The 17,844-nt window shown below is 68.7% G+C and carries 11 protein-coding genes and 2 pseudogenes; 4 read left to right on the plus strand and 9 right to left on the minus strand.

Features of this window, described 5'->3' with window-relative positions; all coding sequences use genetic code 11:
• Positions 1–112: 112 nt before the first annotated feature.
• Together dop and arc are read right to left on the minus strand one after the other, a co-directional pair.
• Positions 113–1,624 (minus strand): depupylase/deamidase Dop, encoded by a 1,512-nt coding sequence (gene dop / locus ACOBQB_RS16910; RefSeq protein WP_423592665.1) that lies wholly within the window; start codon positions 1,622–1,624, stop codon positions 113–115.
• A 213-nt stretch (positions 1,625–1,837) separates the two neighbouring features.
• Complete coding sequence (arc, locus tag ACOBQB_RS16915; protein ID WP_423592667.1) at positions 1,838–3,604, minus strand: proteasome ATPase; 1,767 nt, start codon at positions 3,602–3,604, stop codon at positions 1,838–1,840.
• A gap of 253 nt (positions 3,605–3,857) precedes the next feature.
• Between arc and ACOBQB_RS16920 the strand changes: the two genes are divergently transcribed.
• Positions 3,858–4,172, plus strand: coding sequence for a ferredoxin (locus ACOBQB_RS16920; RefSeq protein ID WP_423592668.1), 315 nt, complete (start codon positions 3,858–3,860; stop codon positions 4,170–4,172).
• A gap of 40 nt (positions 4,173–4,212) precedes the next feature.
• On the opposite strand, the gene ACOBQB_RS16925 is transcribed toward ACOBQB_RS16920, so the two are convergent.
• The 4 genes and pseudogenes from ACOBQB_RS16925 to ACOBQB_RS16940 form a co-directional block, all read right to left on the minus strand.
• The gene (locus ACOBQB_RS16925; protein ID WP_423592670.1) at positions 4,213–4,806 is read right to left on the minus strand and encodes a hypothetical protein; all 594 of its coding nucleotides are present in this window, start codon (positions 4,804–4,806) and stop codon (positions 4,213–4,215) included.
• Positions 4,807–5,031: 225 nt separating this feature from the next.
• Positions 5,032–5,934 carry a tRNA (adenine-N1)-methyltransferase gene (locus ACOBQB_RS16930; RefSeq protein WP_205034774.1) on the minus strand — a complete coding sequence of 301 codons (903 nt, stop codon included), beginning with the start codon at positions 5,932–5,934 and terminating at the stop codon, positions 5,032–5,034.
• Between the two features lie 260 nt (positions 5,935–6,194).
• Positions 6,195–7,025 (minus strand): SAM-dependent methyltransferase, encoded by an 831-nt coding sequence (locus ACOBQB_RS16935; protein ID WP_423592672.1) that lies wholly within the window; start codon positions 7,023–7,025, stop codon positions 6,195–6,197.
• A gap of 566 nt (positions 7,026–7,591) precedes the next feature.
• Positions 7,592–7,831 (minus strand): annotated as a pseudogene (locus ACOBQB_RS16940) (3-oxoacyl-ACP synthase); the annotation flags it as partial.
• A gap of 50 nt (positions 7,832–7,881) precedes the next feature.
• Between ACOBQB_RS16940 and ACOBQB_RS16945 the strand changes: the two are divergent.
• A pseudogene (locus ACOBQB_RS16945) lies at positions 7,882–8,277 on the plus strand (SDR family NAD(P)-dependent oxidoreductase); the annotation flags it as partial.
• 212 nt (positions 8,278–8,489) lie between these two features.
• On the opposite strand, the gene ACOBQB_RS16950 reads toward ACOBQB_RS16945, so the two are convergent.
• Complete coding sequence (locus ACOBQB_RS16950) at positions 8,490–11,954, minus strand: type ISP restriction/modification enzyme (protein WP_423592674.1); 3,465 nt, start codon at positions 11,952–11,954, stop codon at positions 8,490–8,492.
• 131 nt (positions 11,955–12,085) lie between these two features.
• Positions 12,086–13,690 carry a site-2 protease family protein gene (locus tag ACOBQB_RS16955; RefSeq protein WP_423592676.1) on the minus strand — a complete coding sequence of 535 codons (1,605 nt, stop codon included), beginning with the start codon at positions 13,688–13,690 and terminating at the stop codon, positions 12,086–12,088.
• Positions 13,691–14,601: 911 nt separating this feature from the next.
• Between ACOBQB_RS16955 and ACOBQB_RS16960 the strand changes: the two genes are divergently transcribed.
• Together ACOBQB_RS16960 and ACOBQB_RS16965 are read left to right on the plus strand one after the other, a co-directional pair.
• Positions 14,602–15,483, plus strand: coding sequence for a RecB family exonuclease (locus ACOBQB_RS16960; protein WP_423592677.1), 882 nt, complete (start codon positions 14,602–14,604; stop codon positions 15,481–15,483).
• 14 nt (positions 15,484–15,497) lie between these two features.
• The gene (locus ACOBQB_RS16965) at positions 15,498–16,169 is read left to right on the plus strand and encodes a response regulator (RefSeq protein ID WP_127912309.1); all 672 of its coding nucleotides are present in this window, start codon (positions 15,498–15,500) and stop codon (positions 16,167–16,169) included.
• A 77-nt stretch (positions 16,170–16,246) separates the two neighbouring features.
• On the opposite strand, the gene ACOBQB_RS16970 is transcribed toward ACOBQB_RS16965, so the two are convergent.
• The gene (locus tag ACOBQB_RS16970) at positions 16,247–17,833 is read right to left on the minus strand and encodes an ABC transporter substrate-binding protein (protein WP_423592680.1); all 1,587 of its coding nucleotides are present in this window, start codon (positions 17,831–17,833) and stop codon (positions 16,247–16,249) included.
• Positions 17,834–17,844: the final 11 nt, after the last annotated feature.

Below are 17,844 nucleotides of genomic sequence, written 5' to 3' on the forward strand. Positions count from 1 at the left end.
CGCTCGCTCGGTTAGACGTTCTTGATCAGACCCTACAAGCCGGGTCCGACATAGGTCCCGCATTCGTTCAACGTGCGGGACCCACCTCTGTGATTCCCCCGCCGGTGACCTTTCAGCCGCCGGAGAGCACCCGAACCAGTTCCTCTGCCGAGCGGCAGCGGTCCAGGAGCTCCTTGACGTGGTTCCTGGTGCCGCGCAGGGGCTCCAGGGTGGGTACTCGTTGCAGAGAGTCACGGCCGGGCAGGTCGAAGATGACCGAGTCCCAGGAGGCCGCGGCCACGTCGTCCGCGTACTGCTCCAGGCAGCGCCCGCGGAAGTACGCGCGGGTGTCCTCGGGCGGCTTGGTGGTGGCCCGCTCCACGTCCGCCTCGTCCAGGAGCCGTTTCATCTTGCCGCGGGCCACCAGGCGGTTGTACAGCCCCTTCTCGGCCCGTACGTCGGCGTACTGGAGGTCGACGAGGTGCAGCCGCGCGGCGTCCCAGTCGAGGCTGTCGCGGCGGCGGTAGCCCTCCATGAGCTCCCGCTTGGCGACCCAGTCGAGTTCTCCGGAGAGGCTCATCGGATCGCTCTCCAGGCGGCTGAGCACGTCCTCCCAGCGGGCCAGGACGTCCTTGGTCTGCTCGTCGGCGTCGGAGCCGTAGCGCTCCTCGACGTACTTGCGGGCGAGCTCGAAGTACTCCATCTGAAGCTGCACAGCGGTCAGTGAGCGGCCGCTGCGGAGCGTGACGAGGTGCTGGAGCGTCGGGTCGTGGGAGACCTGGTGCAGGGTGCGCACCGGCTGGTCCACGGCGAGGTCCACCGCGATGAAGCCGTCCTCGATCATGGCGAGGACGAGCGAGGTGGTGCCCAGCTTGAGGTAGGTGGAGATCTCCGAGAGGTTCGCGTCGCCGATGATGACGTGCAGCCTGCGGTATTTCTCGGCGTCGGAGTGCGGCTCGTCCCGGGTGTTGATGATGGGTCGCTTGAGGGTGGTCTCCAGGCCCACCTCGACCTCGAAGTAGTCCGCGCGCTGGCTGAGCTGGAAGCCGTGCTCGTGGCCGTCCTGGCCGATGCCGACGCGTCCGGCGCCGGTGACGACCTGGCGGGAGACGAAGAAGGGCGTCAGGTGCCGCACGATGTCCGAGAAGGGGGTCTCCCGCTTCATCAGGTAGTTCTCGTGCGTGCCGTACGAGGCGCCCTTGTTGTCGGTGTTGTTCTTGTACAGGTGGATCGGCTGGGCGCCGGGGAGCTGGGCCGCCCGGTCCGCCGCCTCGGCCATGATGCGCTCGCCGGCCTTGTCCCACAGGACGGCGTCCCGGGGGTTGGTGATCTCCGGTGAGCTGTATTCGGGGTGCGCGTGGTCTACGTAGAGGCGTGCTCCGTTCGTCAGGATGACGTTGGCGAGGCCGATGTCCTCGTCGGTCAGCTGGCTGGAGTCGGCGGCCTCGCGGGCGAGGTCGAAACCCCGCGCGTCCCGCAGCGGGTTCTCCTCCTCGAAGTCCCAGCGGGCGCGTCGCGCCCGGTGCATCGCCGCGGCGTAGGCGTTGACGATCTGGGACGAGGTGAGCATGGCATTGGCGTTGGGGTGGCCGGGGACGGAGATGCCGTACTCCGTCTCGATGCCCATTACTCGCCGTACGGTCATGCGGCCCTCCTTGCCCGGCGGCGCTCCCCTTCGGGAACGGCGCTCAAGTACCGCTGGTTCTCCGGTGCGTGTGCGGTGCCCGTCCCCGCACTGCGCGACTCGGCGGTACCGAAGAGCCTAGAACGCCTTTGCGCTGGTGGGGAGATCATTGCCTTCATTGAAAAGCAGACGGCTGCGGGTACCCGTGAAGGACACCCGCAGCCGCCCTGGGTTCTACAGGTACTGACCGGTGTTGGCCACCGTGTCGATGGAGCGTCCGGTGTCCGCGCCCTGCTTTCCGGTGACGAGGGTGCGGATGTACACGATCCGCTCGCCCTTCTTTCCGGAGATCCGGGCCCAGTCGTCGGGGTTGGTGGTGTTGGGCAGGTCCTCGTTCTCCTTGAACTCGTCGACGCAAGCCTGGAGGAGGTGGGCGACCCTGATGCCCTTCTGGTTCGCCTCAAGGAAGGCCTTGATGGCCATCTTCTTGGCGCGGCCCACGATGTTCTCGATCATGGCGCCGGAGTTGAAGTCCTTGAAGTACAGGACTTCCTTGTCGCCGTTGGCGTACGTCACCTCTAGGAAGCGGTTCTCCTCGGATTCCGCGTACATCTGCTCGACGACGGACTGGATCATGCCTTGCACGGTGGCGTGCCGGTCGGCGCCGTGTTCGGACAGGTCGTCGGAGTGCAGGGGGAGCCGCTCGGTGAGGTACTTGGCGAAGATGTCCTTCGCCGCCTCGGCGTCCGGGCGTTCGATCTTGATCTTGACGTCGAGTCGTCCGGGCCGCAGGATCGCGGGGTCGATCATGTCCTCGCGGTTGGAGGCGCCGATGACGATGACGTTCTCCAGCCCTTCCACGCCGTCGATCTCGGCGAGCAGCTGGGGGACGATGGTGTTCTCCACGTCCGAGCTGACACCGGATCCGCGGGTGCGGAAGAGGGATTCCATCTCGTCGAAGAAGACGATGACGGGGGTGCCCTCGCTCGCCTTCTCGCGGGCACGCTGGAAGACCAGGCGGATGTGGCGCTCGGTCTCGCCGACGTACTTGTTGAGGAGCTCGGGGCCCTTGATGTTGAGGAAGTAGCTCTTCCCCGCGGGCTGGCCGGTGACCTCGGCGACCTTCTTGGCAAGGGAGTTGGCGACGGCTTTCGCGATCAGCGTCTTGCCGCAGCCGGGGGGCCCGTACAGCAGCACGCCCTTGGGCGGCCGCAGTTCGTGCTCCTTGAAGAGATCGGGATAGAGGTACGGAAGTTCCACGGCGTCCCGGATCATTTCGATCTGGCCGCCGAGACCGCCGATTTTCTCGTAGCTGATGTCGGGGACTTCTTCGAGGACGAGTTCTTCGACCTCGCTCTTGGGAACGACTTCGTAGACGTAGCCGGAGCGGGGTTCGAGCAGGAGGGCGTCGCCGGCGCGGATGGTGACGTCGAGGAGGGGTTCGGCGAGCCGTACCACTCTTTCTTCGTCGGTGTGTCCGACCACCAGGGCTCGATCGCCGCCTTCAAGGATTTCCTTGAGGGTGACGATGTCGCCGACGCTCTCGTACTCCATGGCCTCGACCACGTTGAGCGCTTCGTTGAGCATTACTTCCTGGCCGCGCTTGAGCTCGTCGAGCTCGACGCTGGGGCTGACGTTCACCCGGAGTTTGCGGCCGCCGGTGAAGATGTCCGCCGTGCCGTCCTCGTTCGCCACGAGGAAGACTCCGAAGCCGGCCGGCGGCTGTGCGAGCCGGTCGACTTCCTCCTTGAGGGCCACGATCTGGTCGCGGGCCTCGCGGAGCGTGTTGGCGAGCCGCTCGTTCTGTGCGGACACGCCGGCCAGGTTGGTCTGCAGCTCGACGATCCGCTCTTCGAGAATCCTCGTATGACGCGGAGAGTCGGCGAGCTTGCGTCGCAGGACGGCGATTTCCTGCTCAAGATAGGCAACCTGACCGGCAGGGTCTTCAGACCCTCGTCCCGGCCGGATGCCGCGGTTGTTTTCGTCGTCGTGGGCTGCCACGGTCCTCACCTCCTCCAAGGGGAGCTGGACGCTTCCAGACCCTACCTGGGTGGGTGTCGATTGAAACCCCTAGATCACAAAGACGAGGGGGTGTGTCCGATCTTCACCCTTGCGCTCTCCCTCACACCAGCTCATTACCCACCCAACAACATCGGAAAGCGGGCGGTTGTATCGTCGAAGTGTTCAACACCCGTCAGAGCTGGCCCGACTTACCCGATGGTCGGGCCGCTCGACGCAGCGACCGGCAGGAGAGATGACCGTGCGGCACGACGCCGAGACCGGCAGTGAGGGCCATGATCTGCTGGAGGTCTGGATCGACCAGAACCTCTGCACCGGGGACGGCATCTGCGCGCAGTACGCGCCCGAGGTCTTCGAGCTGGACATCGACGGTCTGGCCTATGTGAAGAGCGGCGACGACGAGTTGCTCCAGGCCCCTGGGGCCACAACACCCGTGCCGCTGCCGCTGCTCCGCGATGTCGCCGACTCCGCGAAGGAGTGTCCGGGCGACTGCATCCATGTACGTCGCGTTTCGGACAGGGTCGAGGTCTACGGACCCGACGCGGAGTAAGCCGCCGCCCGCCCGGCCGCCGCCGTCCGCCGCCGCCGCGTCAGACGCTGCGCGACCCGGCGGGCGTCGTCCGCTCGAACGTGCCGCCCTTCCATTGCCACTTGGCCGCGTCCTCGCGGTCGGGGCAGCAGCGGGGGACGTCGAGCGAGGAGTATCCGAGGAGTGTCGCGGTGATCACGCCGTCACGCACGGCGAAGCCGGTCACGTTCAGGCGGTCCTTCGGGTCCACGAGGGTGGCCACCACGCGTGGCTTGCCCGTCTCGGGGCGGGTGATCACGTAGACCCCGTCGGGCGGGGTGCCCGAGCCGGCCCGGCAGTGCACGACCGCCACCGTCTCGGCCCTGCCGTCCCCGTCGAGGTCGCCGGTGGCCTTCTTCTTCACGGCGGTCTGTACGGGGCCGCAGTCGAGGGGGAACTCCACGGAGGCGGGGTCGGGCGCGGGGGCCGGTGCGGGTGCGGGTGCGCCCGCGGCGGCCCTGGTGTGCGTCTGGGGCCCTGACTGGGCGGCGGTCGCGGGGTCGGGCTGCAGGAAGGCGGAGGCCGCGACGACGGTGGCCAGCGCGGCGGCGGTGGCCAGCCAGTGGATGGGGCGGGCGATGGTGTGTGCCAGTTCCGGGACGGCGGGGTGCTGCACGAGGAAGTGTCTCCTGTGAGGGCTGTGCCGGTGGGGTGGCCAGCATCGTGCCATACGTCACAGTGAGGTGGAACACCGGGGTCCGCGGGTACTCGTGGCTCTTTTGGTACGCGGCTTGGTACGCGGCTTGGTCCCGTCAACGAAACGGCGCCGCCGCCGAGTTCCCTGGTCGGTCAGGGAACTCGGCGGCGGCGCCCGCTCATTGGACGGGGCTCGCCGCGCGGGTCAGCGCGGGGTGCCGCCGTCGGCGTTCGGTCCGGAGTAGTCCTCGCCGTAGGCGCCCTTGGCGGGGCGGCGGCGGCGCATGGGGGGCTCGACGCCGTCCGCGAGGCGGCGGGCGGTGAGCAGGAAGCCGGTGTGCCCGATCATGCGGTGGTCGGGGCGGACGGCCAGGCCCTCGATGTGCCAGTTGCGGATCATCGACTCCCAGGCGGTCGGCTCATTGAAGCCGCCGATCTCGCGGATGGACTCGACGGTCCGGGCGAGCTGGGTGGTGGTCGCCACGTAGCAGCAGAGGATGCCGCCGGGGACGAGCGCCTTGGAGACGGCCTCCAGGCACTCCCAGGGGGCGAGCATGTCGAGGATGACGCGGTCGACCTCGGTGTCGCTGAGGTTGTCCTGGAGGTCGCCGACGGTGAGCTGCCAGGCGGGGTGAGGGCCGCCGAAGTAGCGCTCCACGTTCTGCCGGGCGATGTCGGCGAAGTCCTCGCGGCGCTCGTAGGAGTGCAGCATTCCCTGGTCGCCGATGGCGCGGAGCAGGAAGCTGCTGAGCGAGCCGGAGCCCACGCCCGCCTCGACGACGCGGGCGCCGGGGAAGATGTCGGCGAAGGCCAGGATCTGCCCCGCGTCCTTGGGGTAGACCACGGCGGCGCCGCGGGGCATGGACAGGACGTAGTCGGGGAGCAGGGGGCGCAGCGCCAGGTAGGCGACGTTTCCCGTGGTACGGACAACACTGCCCTCGGGAGCGCCGATCAGCTCGTCGTGGGGGAAGGAACCCTTGTGGGTGTGGAAATTCTTCCCGGCTTCGAGCGTGAACGTGTAGTGGCGTCCCTTGGGGTCGGTGAGCTGGACCTGGTCCCCGACCTTGAAGGGCCCGCGACGGCGGGCGGCACCGGTCGGTTCGGACATGTGACCAGCCTACCGGCAGCGGGAGGGGCTTCGGACCACGGCTCGGGGCGCCCGGGAGCCGCGCGGCGGGTCGGGCGGGGGTCGGGCGGGCCGGGGCGCGATGGTCACCGCGCGTAGCCGTGGCCCGGAGACCCGCACCGCGCGACGCGCCGCCTGAAGAGGGCTTCTGGGCTGCCGGAATCCTGAGGCGCCGTGGGTCGACCGGAGCCCCGTTCAGCGGCTGGGAAGGCCCGGTAGCAGACGGGCGAGACAGCGTCCGGTCACGGTTTCACGGCGACCGCGCCGAAGTGCGGGAGTACGGCAGCGGAGCCGGACTCCGCGCGCCATTGCGAGCACGACACAAGGCCAGGAGTGAGGAGGTCCAGGCCATCGAAGAAGGTGCCGATCTCCGCACGGCTGCGGGCTGTGATCGGCGGGGTGGCGTTCTCGTTCCAGAACCGCATGGCTTCGACGTTGCCCTCGCCGCCGAGATCGGCGTCGGTGGTCGGGTGGGTCAAGGCGAGATAGCTGCCGGAGGGGACCGAGGCCATGATCTGGCGCACGATGTCCTGTGCCTCGCCCGCGTCGAGGACGAAATTGAGGATGCCCAGCATCATGACCGCGACGGGCCGGTCGAGGTCGAGCGTTGCTGAGGCGCCTTCGATGATGCTGTCCGGTCGGTGGACGTCGGCATCGATGTAATCGGTGGCTCCTTGTGGGGTGCCGATCAGCAGGCTACGGGCGTGGACGAGCACCATGGGATCGTTGTCGACGTAGACGATCCGGGACTCGGGTGCGATCCGTTGGGCGATCTCGTGGGTGTTCTCCAGGGTCGGCAAGCCAGTGCCTATGTCGAGGAACTGCCGCACCCCGCGGTCGGCGGTCAGGAACTGGACCGCGCGGCCGAGGAAGGCGCGGTCGGCGCGGGCCACGTCTCTGATCACCGGGAACATCGTGGCGATCTGGTCCCCGACCTGCTGGTCGACCTCGTAGTTGTCCTTCCCGCCGATCCAGTGGTTCCACACGCGCGCGTTGTGTGCGACCGCGGTATTCAGCCCGCGGGACACACCTGACGGGTGCTGGGTCGGCAGGGTCCGCTGCGTCTCACTCACGACTTCCCCCTTTTCCCGCTCACCCTGAGATGTCGTGGGCGAGCCCATGGTGACGTTGGACCGTGTTGCCATTGTCGTGTTCCTGGATCACGGCGTCCGGGAGTCCAGCTTTCCCGAGCCGGAACCGATGAGGCGACAAAACAGCTGCGGTCAACGACGCCGTACCGGTCGGCCACGTCGTACACACCGAATCGGTGCCGGCACCCGCGCCCCGGCCGTCGTCACAGGCAGGCCTCAGCGGACACAGGCGGGGACGGCTCTGCTCGACGAGGCGTTCTCCAGCGCGTACGGGATCGCGGCGCCTTCTCCGTGAAGACCGAAGTGGGCTCTGACGGCCCGGCCCCGGCCGTCAGCAGGACCTCTACCCGATCACCTCGCCCGAGGAGTTCAAGGGCACGTGAGGTTGCCCGTACCGGATCACGTTCAAGGCCCGCAAGGCAGCCGTCAGGAACTGGCGCGTCGCCTTCACCGTGCCGCCCGGCGCCCGGCTCCTGTCGGCCCCGGGGCCTGGTACGAGGTGGTCGAGAACGGCAGCGTGGAGCAGACCGACTGACTGGCGGCCCCGGTCATGCCCGCTGCGTGATCAACACCGTGTTGTGACCGCCGAAGCCACAGGGGTTGCTGGCCACGGCCACCCCCTTCGTGGAGGGGGCGGCTCCTTCGATGCGGTCGTTCATCGGGGTGCCGGTGCCGTGGGCGTTGACGTGTCCGATGTCGTGGGTGTCCAGGCCCGCGTCGGCCAGGGCGGCGGTGAAGGCGCGAGTGATGCCGGTGCCTTCGGGATGCGGGGCAGCGTAGTGGTAGCCGTCGGTGGTGGTCGGAGCGGCCGCATGGCGCGGCTCGTCCGGGCGGCCATGCGCAAGCGGGGCAGGGCCGCATCGTCAACGTCTCCTCGCTCGCCGGCCGGGTCGCGGCGCCCGGCATGGGGTGGTACCGCGCCGGCAAGTCGGCGCTGGGCGCCATCAACGACGTACTGCGGAGGGGGGCCGGGTCCGGTGGGGTGCGGGTGGTCGTCGTGGAGGCGGGCGCATACGCCAGTGCCATCCAGGCCCGGGCCGCCGATGGCCTCGCAAGGCTCGCTGACAGCGGGCACACGTTGTTCGGCGAGCTGTACCGGGTGGCGGAGGCGGCATTGCGGGAATCCGCCACTGGTCTGCCGAGCGGGGAGCCGGTCGTGTCCGCGGTGTGCCAGGCGGTCGCCGGCCCTCGACCGCGTCATCGCGGTACGTGGTCGGGGGCGAGGCGAAGATGAGTCTGATCGCCGACGCGCTGTTCCCGGTGAGTGCCAAGGACCACTTCAAGCGGGTGGCGATGGGTGGGCCTGCCCCGTGTCCCCGCCTGTTCTCCGCCTGTCCCCCAGAGCGTGAGAAAGCCCTCTCGGAGTGATCTCCGAGAGGGCTTTCTCACGGCCCCTTCCTCCTTCAGGCGGTCAGCGCTCAGTGAGGTGGTGGGCAAGAGCGCAGGTCATGCCCGACCGCGGTGCCGTCGGGTATGAGGGCCGGGCCGCACAGGTGAGTGCCGGCCGGGTGCCGCGTCAGCCGGGGAGTCGTTCGGGGGCGTCAGAGGCTCGACAGGTCCAGGAGATTGGCCATCGACTGTTTCCAGGCCCGGCAGAAACGCGTGGTCCTTGTCGGTACGAGCGTTCTTGGCGCGTTCGGATACCGGGAGGATGCGGCGCCGATTCAGCTCAGCCACATCTATCAGAGGGGCGGTCGCTATGCGATCGAGTAACTCTGCCTGCCGCGGTTCCAGGGCCGTCAGGTGACTGAGTACAGCGAGCATCTCCACGAGTTCCCGACTCCACTCGTGCTCCCAGCGCTCTGGGCGCTCGCGGTCGAGTTCACTGGTCACCTTGCCGGCGCTGCGGTTGCTGCGGTACGCGAGCCAACTGTCCAGTACGTTGCGCCCGCCGGCGGCGTACTCACGCATGCGCGGTGTGACGCCGGTGAAGACGCCTCCCTCAATGATCAGGTGCTCGTTTTCGGAGTCGTAAGTGATCGTGGAAGGGAGCGCGTCAGGTGCGATTTCTCGGGCGTACGTGATCTCAGGATGCAGGCGTCGCCACCAATTCGATGTGCCTGCGGGGCGGCCGTCGCTTGGATTGATGCTCCGTGTGCCGAAGGTGGAGGCCCAGAGAATGTGGCGTCCCAGCCTGACGGCCTCGCGCCAGAGGTCACCAGCGGCGGTTAAGGGGATGCGTACGCCGAGTGAGTTGAGGTCGTCTGCGTAACGCTCGGTGAAAGTGGGATGGGCGGTGACGGCGGCAATGTAGGCCAGCAGATCTTCTGGGATGACCTCTTGGAGACCGTAGGAGTTGGCGAGGTGATGCAACAGGCCGGGGGCGACGTTGGGGGTGCGGTCGGCGTGCAGGAACGGCAGCACACGACCGCCGTTGCCGTTGAAGTAGTGCATGTCGGGGATGAGGGCGGTAAAGAGCAGCGCTGGGCCGGTCCTCAGACGTTGTGTGTGCTGTTCGACGGCGAAGAGCTGATCGTCGACGGTGGCTTGCCACAGCTCTGGACGCGAGCGGTCGATGACGCGTCCGTCGGGTATGAGCCACTGACGGTCGAAGGCTCTGCGGGCGATGCGTATCGGAGCAGGACAGGGGTTCCGCTCGTCGCGTAGGAGGATCGGAGGGTGGGGGTGGCCCGGAATCTGGAGAGCTTCCTTATCCAGGGTGCGGTCGCCGGTCTCCTTGAAGAGCGCTTGTTTCGTGGCGGGGTCACGTTCTTGGGTGAGGCGGTTCCAGCGTCGTCGCAGGAGGGTTTTCGAGGGGCTGAAGACCCAGTTCCGGTTGGGCTTGATGCCAGGTTTGTGCCAGGGCATGAGGTCGGTGAGAGCCGGGAAGGTGTCCCACCCGCTCTGGGAGGCGGGTGTGAAGGACACGGGCTCGGCGGGTCGTGACGTGCGCCAGCCAGGACCGTTGATGCGCAAATTGTGCAGTTGTTCTTCCTTGTCCTGACGGGTGCCATGAACGGCCGCGTAATGGACGGGGGCCAGTTGGTCCTGTCGCTCACCTTGCCGGCGGACGAAGATCGCTATGGCTAGCTCCTGCTGGACTCCGGGGAAGAAGCGGCTGTTGACCGGCGGCCTCTTGGTCTCGGGCGTCAGGTCGACGACCCAGCCCTCTGTGCAGGTACGCCGCAGGTAGGAGCGCATTCCCTGGAAGCCCGCGCCGCGGATGAAGCCGCCGGTGCTGACGAAGCAAACGACACCATGACGGTGGTCGTCGTGCTGGTCGAAGACCTTGTGGGTGGCCCAGCGCCAGAAGTAGGTGCACAGGCTCTTCAGCTTGTTCTCGTACACGCCTGCCGCACCGCGCAGCCGGAATGCGTCCAGGGGTGGGGCGCCGCGGCCCGGGGAACCCTTCTCGATCCATCCGCCCTGGCCTTCTGCCTGTTCGCGGTGGGGAGGGTTGCCGATGACCACGGTGATGCGTTCATTGCGCTGGATGGTGCTCGCGGCTTCGGCGTCATCCCGTAAAGGGCCCCACAAGGCACCGTATCGATCGAAGAGTTCGCTGGGCCGCCAGGGGTCAGCGAGCGTGTCGGCCAGGTGCAGTCGCATGTCGCGCAGTCGGACCCGGGCATTGAGTCGGCGCAGCATCTGCCCGACGCGCATCTGCGCAACGGCGAAAGCGCCCATCTGCTTTTCGAAGCCGATCAGCCGGCCTGCGAGCTCCTGGACGGATTCGGTGCGGAAACCCTCATTGCCGCCCTCGGACTGCTTGCGGGCGACGAGGTCGATGATGCCGGTGAGGAAGGTGCCGGTGCCCATGGCCGGGTCGATGATGGACACACCGGGGTCGGCGAAACCGTCTTGGCAACCCAGCGTGGTGATCAGCACTTCGTCAACAAGGCGGATCATCTCCTCCATCAGCGGCGCCGGGGTGTAGTAGGTGCCGGAGTCCTTGCGGAGGTCGGGGTCGTACTCCTGCAGGAAGTGTTCGTAAAGGTGGATGTGGAAGGTGGGTTCGCTGGCCAGGGCGCTCCGCCAGTCGATGGCGTCGATGACGCGCACGAGCATGTCGAGGCTGTCGCGAAATTCACCCTCAACCTGGTCGGTGAGGATCTGCAGGGCGCGCCCCATGACGGAATGCTCCGCGCCCAGGCGGCGGCCGACCTCATGCAGGCTCATCTTCGCCAGGGAGCTGTCATGGCCGTCGGCGGTGTCCGAGCCGGCGAGCAGGAGCGCGAAGGTGACGGATTGGGCGTAGCGGTCGGCGAAGGCCGCGCGTTTGTCCCGGTCATCGGTGGTGGGAAAGAGGTCGACTTCGAGAGTGGAGGCCAGGTCCGTGAAGGGACGCCGGTGGCGCGGGAGACTGGCCTCGGCGTCGAGCCGGTCGTGGACGGCGTCGCGCAGGAGTGTGCACAGCGGGGCTACCTGAGCGACAACTTCCCGCATCGATGTCAGTGGATGCGGCTGCCAAGTGAAGAACGCTGTCAGCATTGATTCGAAGGCGGCTTCGCCGGCCGCCGATAGACACAGGCGGGAGCCGGCAGTACGCAGATCGCCTTCGAGGTGGATCGTGTCGCCGTGTTGTCGACCGGAGCGATACATGATCCACGTCTGGCCGTTGGTGTAGATCAAGTTGGGTAGCTTCGCCATACCCTCCCACTGCCGTCGATCACGTTGGTTCAGCCCGCCAGGATGGATCACGGTTTTGTCCGGGCTCTTCAGCTCGACGTAGCCGACGATGTCGCGGGATGACTGCCCGATCCGCACAGCCAGGTCGGGGCGGATTCGGTGCGCGGCGATCGCCACCTCTGCATGCAGGACAGCCTGTAGCCCCAACATGTTCGCCGCGTCGACGAGAAGCGTCTCCACGGCACGACGGATCGCGGCTTCCTTCTGTCCGTGCGGCAATACCTGCTTGCACGCTGCACCGAACTCACTGATGACCCGCCGAAACCCGTCCCTGCGCTGCATCCCGCCCCCAGAGGCCAGCACACTCCCCGGTATCCAACTCGACACACGGTAAGCGCGGCATCACCGACCGTCGAGAGGGCCTCACGGCCGCGTACGCCGTTGAGGCCCTTCCATGATCTGAGAGCGGTGCTTCAGGACGGCCTGGCCATCGCCTTGACGAAGGCGCGTTCCACGTCCGCGGCGGACAGTACTCCGTAGATCTCGCCGGAGTCCTCGACGACCAGGTACTCCGTGGCGGGGGTGGCCCTCAGGGTGTCGAGCAGTTCCTCCCCCGCGAGCTCGGCGGAGATCCGCATGCCTTCGGTGATGTCCTGGGCGAGGCCGCTGACCGCGACCCAGGGGCGGCGGTGCTGGGGGACGGAGACGATGGCCGCCTCGCGGACGACCGCCATCGGGTCGCCGTCGGGGTCGACGACCACGAGAGCGCGGGCGCCCGCGTCGTTGGCCCGGCGCAGGGCCTCGGAGAGCGGGGTGTGGGATTCGACCGGGACCGCGCGGCGGGTCAGGGTGCGGGCGCGGAGTTCGGGCAGGTGTTCGCGCAGTCGGGCCATGCGCAGGCTGTTCCCGGCGCCGGTCCAGATGATCGCGGCGAGGATGGCGGCGAGCAGGGCGTCGGTGACGGTGTTCATGCCGCCGATGTCCTGGGGTTCGCCGCCGAGGGCGCCGGACTGGTTGAGGAGCGGCAGGCCGATCAGTACGGAGATGGCGAGCGCGCGGCCGACCCAGGCGGCGGCGATGGTTCCGCTCATGGGCTTGCCGGTGATCTTCCAGACGACGGCGCGCAGCATGCGGCCGCCGTCCAGGGGCAGGCCCGGCAGGAGGTTGAAGGCGGCGACGATGAGGTTGGAGATCATCAGGCCGGCGAGCAGGACGCCGGGGACGGTGCCGGGCTCGACGACGCGCATGCCGGCGTAGAAGACACCGGCCAGCACGAGGGAGAGGAGCGGGCCGACGAAGGCGAGGACGAACTCGCGGCCGGGGGTCTCCGACTCCTTCTCGATCTCGGAGACACCGCCGAAGAACTGGAGCTGGATGCGGCGTACCGGCAGTTTGAAGCGGAGGGCCGCGACGGTGTGGGCCAGTTCGTGGACGAGTACGGAGGCATAGAAGGCGACGGCGAAGAAGAGCGACACGAGGTAGCGGGCGCCGCCGAGTTCGGGCAGGACGCGGTCGAGCTGGCCGCCGAAGACCCAGGTGATGAGGGCGGCGACGAGGAACCAGCTGGGCGCGACGTAGACGGGCACGCCGAAGGGCCTGCCCATGAGCAGCCCACCGCCCGGATTCTTCCGCCCCTTGCCCCGAGCCGCCCCGCCCTTGCCGTCGCCGTCGCTGTCACCGTCACCGCCGGCGTATGCGGTCCGGGGGCGGTGGGCTTGAGGGGCGCCGGGGTCGCCGGGACGTGGCGTGGGAAGTTGCTCGGCGGGTCGGGCGTCGTCGCTGGGGAGGTACTGAGGGGTGTGCTGGGGGGCGTCGGATGCGGTGTCCTGGTCCTGGCCGTCGCGCGGAGGCTTCGTCATGGGGACGCCCGGCCGCGCGGGAGGCTGCTGCGGGGCGTCTGCGGCGGGGGCCTTGGCCTCTGCTCGCTGACCGGACCCCGGCGCCGCCTCGTCGAGCGTGGGCACCGGTCGCTGCTCCCCCGTCGACGGTTGCTCGCCACCCTGCGACGGCTGCACCACCGGGGCGGCGGGCGCAGGCTGCTGCGGGGTCTCCGGCCGAGGGGCGGGTTCCGAGGGCATGGTCGGCTGGGCGGGTTCCGAGGGCGCGGTCGGCCGGGCGAGTTCCGAGGGCGCGGTCGGCCGGGCGAGTTCCGAGGGCGCGGTCGGCCGGGCCCGGTTGTCGGGCGTGGGCGACTCGGCCTGGTCGTCGGGCTTAGGCGACTCGGCCCGGCCGCGAGGCGCGGGCGACTCAGCCCTGCCGCCGGACACAGACCGCTCGACCCGACCGCCAGGCGCAGCTGATTCGGCCCGGCCGTCAAGCGTCGGCCGCTCAGCCCGGTCATCAGGCGTCGTTGACTCAGCCCGGCCGGTCGGGGGCGTGGACCGCTCGGCCGTACCGGTCGGGGGCGTGGACCGCTCGGCCGTACCGGTCGGGGGCGTGGACCGCTCGGCCGTACCGATCGGGGGCGTTGGCCGCTCGGCCCTGCTTGCCGGGGACGTGGACCGCTCGGCCCTGCCAGTCGAGGACGTGGACCGCTCGGCCCTGGCGTGCGTGTTCTCTGAGCGCTTCGTCACAGGCGTGGTCGGCCGGGGTGTCGGTGGGGTGGGGGGCTCCGGGGCGTGGTTCGCAGGCGGGTCGGCGGGGGTGGTTGCCGGGGGCCTCGGGGTCTGGTGGGGAGGGGCGTCCGGGCGTGGCGGCCCGGAAGGGGCGTCCGGGCGTGGCGGCCCGGAAGGGGCGTCCGGGCGTGGCGGCCCGGAAGGGGCGTCCGGGCGTGGCGGCCCGGAAGGGCCGGCCGTCTCGCTCGGGCGCAGCCCCTCGGTGCCGTCGGACTGCGGCCTGCCGCTCTCGCCGCTTTCGTCCACGATGTCCCCTCGTTCGAAGCGTCCCTCGCCCGGTATGGCGCGATTACTCGCACGATCATGCAGGGCGAGAGGGTCTGTCGTCGATGGTATGCGGCCATTGTCAGTGGCGGGTCGTAGGGTCTGTCCTCATGGAAACCAGCACCGACGGTGCCGCGGCGGCCGTGCGCCCGGCATCCCTGTCGCCCTCGCGCGCGGGCGACTTCATGCAGTGCCCCTTGCTCTACCGGTTCCGGGTGATCGACAAGCTGCCCGAGAAGCCGAGCGAGGCCGCCACGAGAGGCACGCTGGTGCACGCCGTCCTGGAGCGGCTCTTCGACGCCCCCGCGAGCGAGCGCACGGCGCCGCGCGCCAAGTCGCTCATCCCCGGCCAGTGGGACCGGCTGCGCGAGACGAAGCCCGAGCTGACCGAGCTGTTCGCCGACGATCCGCAGGGCGAGCGGATGGCGCGCTGGCTGTCGGATGCGGAGAAGCTCGTCGAGCGCTGGTTCACCCTGGAGGACCCGACGCGCCTGGAGCCGGCCGAGCGCGAGCTGTTCGTGCAGGCCGAGCTGGCGTCGGGCCTGAAGCTGCGCGGCATCATCGACCGCGTCGACGTCGCCCCTTCGGGGGACGTCCGCATCGTCGACTACAAGACAGGCAAGGCCCCGCGTCCGGAGTACGCGGAGGGCGCGCTCTTCCAGATGAAGTTCTACGCCCTGGTGGTGTGGCGGCTGAAGGGCGTCGTCCCGCGCCGCCTCCAGCTGGTGTATCTGGGCAGCGGTGACGTGATCACGTACGACCCGGTCGTGGCGGACCTGGAGCGGGTCGAGCGGAAGCTGCTCGCGCTCTGGGAGGCGATCGAGCTGGCCACGGCGACGGGCGAGTGGCGGCCCCGGCCGACCAAATTGTGCGGTTGGTGCGACCATCAGGCGGTCTGTCCTGAATTCGGAGGGACTCCCCCGCCGTATCCGCTTCCTCTCAGGGCGCCGGAGTCCGCCGAGGGCGAGCAGGGCAGAATGGGCCCGGGCTAGCTAAGGAGAGTTACGTGGCCATCCGCGTCCTACTGGTCGACGACCAGCCGCTGTTGCGCACCGGGTTCCGGATGATTCTGGAGGCCGAGCAGGACATCGCGGTCGTCGGCGAGGCCGGAGACGGCCTGCAGGCTCTCGATCAAGTGCGGGCGCTCCAGCCCGATGTGGTGCTCATGGACATCCGCATGCCGCGGATGGACGGCGTCGAGGCGACCCGGCAGATCACCGGGCCCGGCCGTGACGGCCCGGCCAAGGTCCTGGTGCTGACCACCTTCGACCTTGATGAGTACGTGGTGGAGGCGCTGCGCGCCGGCGCCAGCGGCTTCCTCCTCAAGGACGCCCCGGCGAACGAACTGGTGCAGGCGATCCGCGTGGTCGCCGGGGGTGAGGCGATGCTCGCGCCGAGTATCACGCGCCGCCTGCTCGACAAGTACTCCGCGCACCTGCCGTCCGGCGAGGAGCCGGTGCCGGACACCCTGCACACGCTCACCGACCGCGAGGTCGAGGTCCTGAAGCTGGTGGCCCGCGGCCTGTCGAACGCGGAGATCGCCGCGGACCTCTTCGTCAGCGAGACCACCGTGAAGACCCATGTCGGCCACGTGCTCACGAAGTTGGGCCTGCGCGACCGGGTCCAGGCGGCCGTGTACGCGTACGAGAGCGGGCTGGTGCGTCCCGGCGCGCAGTAAGTAACCGCTCAACGACGAACGACGACGGTGGCCGTCCCCGAGGGGGCGGCCACCGTCGTCAGTGCGGTCGGGCGCCGTCAGCCCTTGCTGATCTCCCAGAAGCGGAAGACCGTGGACGCGTCCAGGCACGACTCCAGGCCGTAGACGTTGTCCCGGACGACCGCGTACTGCTTGGCCTGCCAGACCGGCAGGACCGGCACCTGCTCGGCCACGATGTCCTGCAGCGCGGAGTACTGCTTGTCGGTCTTGGTGCGGTCGCTCTCGGTCGCCGTGCCGGGGATGATCTTCCCGGTGATCTCGCTGTTCTCGAAGTGGTTGCCGAGGACGTTGCCCTTGCCGAAGAAGGGCTGCGTGAAGTTGTCCGGGTCCGGGTAGTCCGGCACCCAGCCCTTGACGTAGACGCCGTATTTGCCGGCGGCGATGTCCTTCTCGTACTGCTCGAACTCCACGGACTTCACGTCGGCGTCGAAGAGGCCGGACGCGTTGAGCTGCTTGGCGATGGCCGCCAGCTCCTGGTCCGTGGCGGGGCCGTAACGCGTGGGGGTCGACCAGAGCGTCAGCTTGACCTTGCCGTCGATGCCGGAGCCGCGGAGCGCGGAGGCGGCCTTCGCGCGCTGCGGACGGGCACCGTACGTGTCGAAGAACGCGGTGTTGTGGCCGCCGATGCCCGCCGGGACGATCGAGTACAGCGGCGTGGCCGTGTTCTGGTAGACCTCCTGGACGAGGGCGTCCCGGTCCAGGAGATAGGCCATGGCCTTGCGCACGCCGAGCTTGCCCGCGACCGGGTCCTTCATGTTGAAGACCAGGTGCTGCACCTCGGCGCTGCTGCCCTCGACGATGTCGACGGCCCGGCCGGCTTCGGAGGTGTCCTGCTCGATGTCCGCGATGTCGGCGGCGGCGAGACCTCGGTAGGCCACGTCGATGTCGTGGTCCAGGAGCGCCTTCTTCAGGCCCTTCTGGTCGCCGTGGAAGAACTTGAGTGCGACGCCCTCGTTCTTGACCTTGGCGGTGCCCTTGTAGGAGGAGTTGACGGAGAAGGTCGCCTGCTCCTTGTCGAACGAGTCGAGCTTGTAGGGGCCGGAACCGACCGCCTTGCCGTCCTTGCGCAGCCCGTTCATGTCGTACTCGCGGTGGTCCACGATCGAACCCGCGCCCGAGGCGACCTTGCTGGGGAAGGTCGCGTCGGAGTACTTGAGCCGGAAGACGACGGTCTTGGCGTTCGGGGCCTGGACGCTGTCGAGCATCGGGAACATGATCGCCGGGCCGGCGTCGTCGTTGATCTTCCGCATGCGGTCGAAGGAGAACTTGACGTCCTTCGAGGTGAGGTCGTTGCCGTTGCTGAACTTCAGGCCGTCACGTAGCTCGCACTTGAAGACCTTCGTCTCCGTGTCCGTGAAGCCGCAGCTCTTGGCGGCCTCCGGCTCCGGCTCCGTGGCGCCCTTGGGGAAGCTCAGGAGGGACTGGAAGACGTTGTTGAACAGGAGCCACGACCCGGGGTCGTAGCCGGACGCCGGGTCGGTGGCGAGGACGTCGTCTGACATCCCCATCACGACCGCGTCGCCCGTGTCCCCGGCCCCGCCCGACTCCGTTCCGCAGCCGGTCAGCAGGGCGGCGGCGAGTCCTCCCGTGAGAGGGAGGACCAGCCACTGGTTACGACTTTTCACGTACGTGCCTT

Origin of the sequence: Streptomyces sp. G5(2025), from assembly GCF_049542075.1 — a bacterium.
Lineage (GTDB): Bacteria > Actinomycetota > Actinomycetes > Streptomycetales > Streptomycetaceae > Streptomyces.

Bases quoted from the DNA above. Each gene is read 5' to 3' on its own strand.
- dop (WP_423592665.1), bottom strand. From the start codon at position 1,624: ATGACCGTACGGCGAGTAATGGGCATCGAGACGGAGTACGGCATCTCC.
- ACOBQB_RS16920 (WP_423592668.1), top strand. From the start codon at position 3,858: ATGACCGTGCGGCACGACGCCGAGACCGGCAGTGAGGGCCATGATCTG.
- ACOBQB_RS16930 (WP_205034774.1), bottom strand. From the start codon at position 5,934: ATGTCCGAACCGACCGGTGCCGCCCGCCGTCGCGGGCCCTTCAAGGTC.
- ACOBQB_RS16950 (WP_423592674.1), bottom strand. From the start codon at position 11,954: ATGCAGCGCAGGGACGGGTTTCGGCGGGTCATCAGTGAGTTCGGTGCA.
- ACOBQB_RS16955 (WP_423592676.1), bottom strand. From the start codon at position 13,690: ATGCCCTCGGAACCCGCCCCTCGGCCGGAGACCCCGCAGCAGCCTGCG.
- ACOBQB_RS16960 (WP_423592677.1), top strand. From the start codon at position 14,602: ATGGAAACCAGCACCGACGGTGCCGCGGCGGCCGTGCGCCCGGCATCC.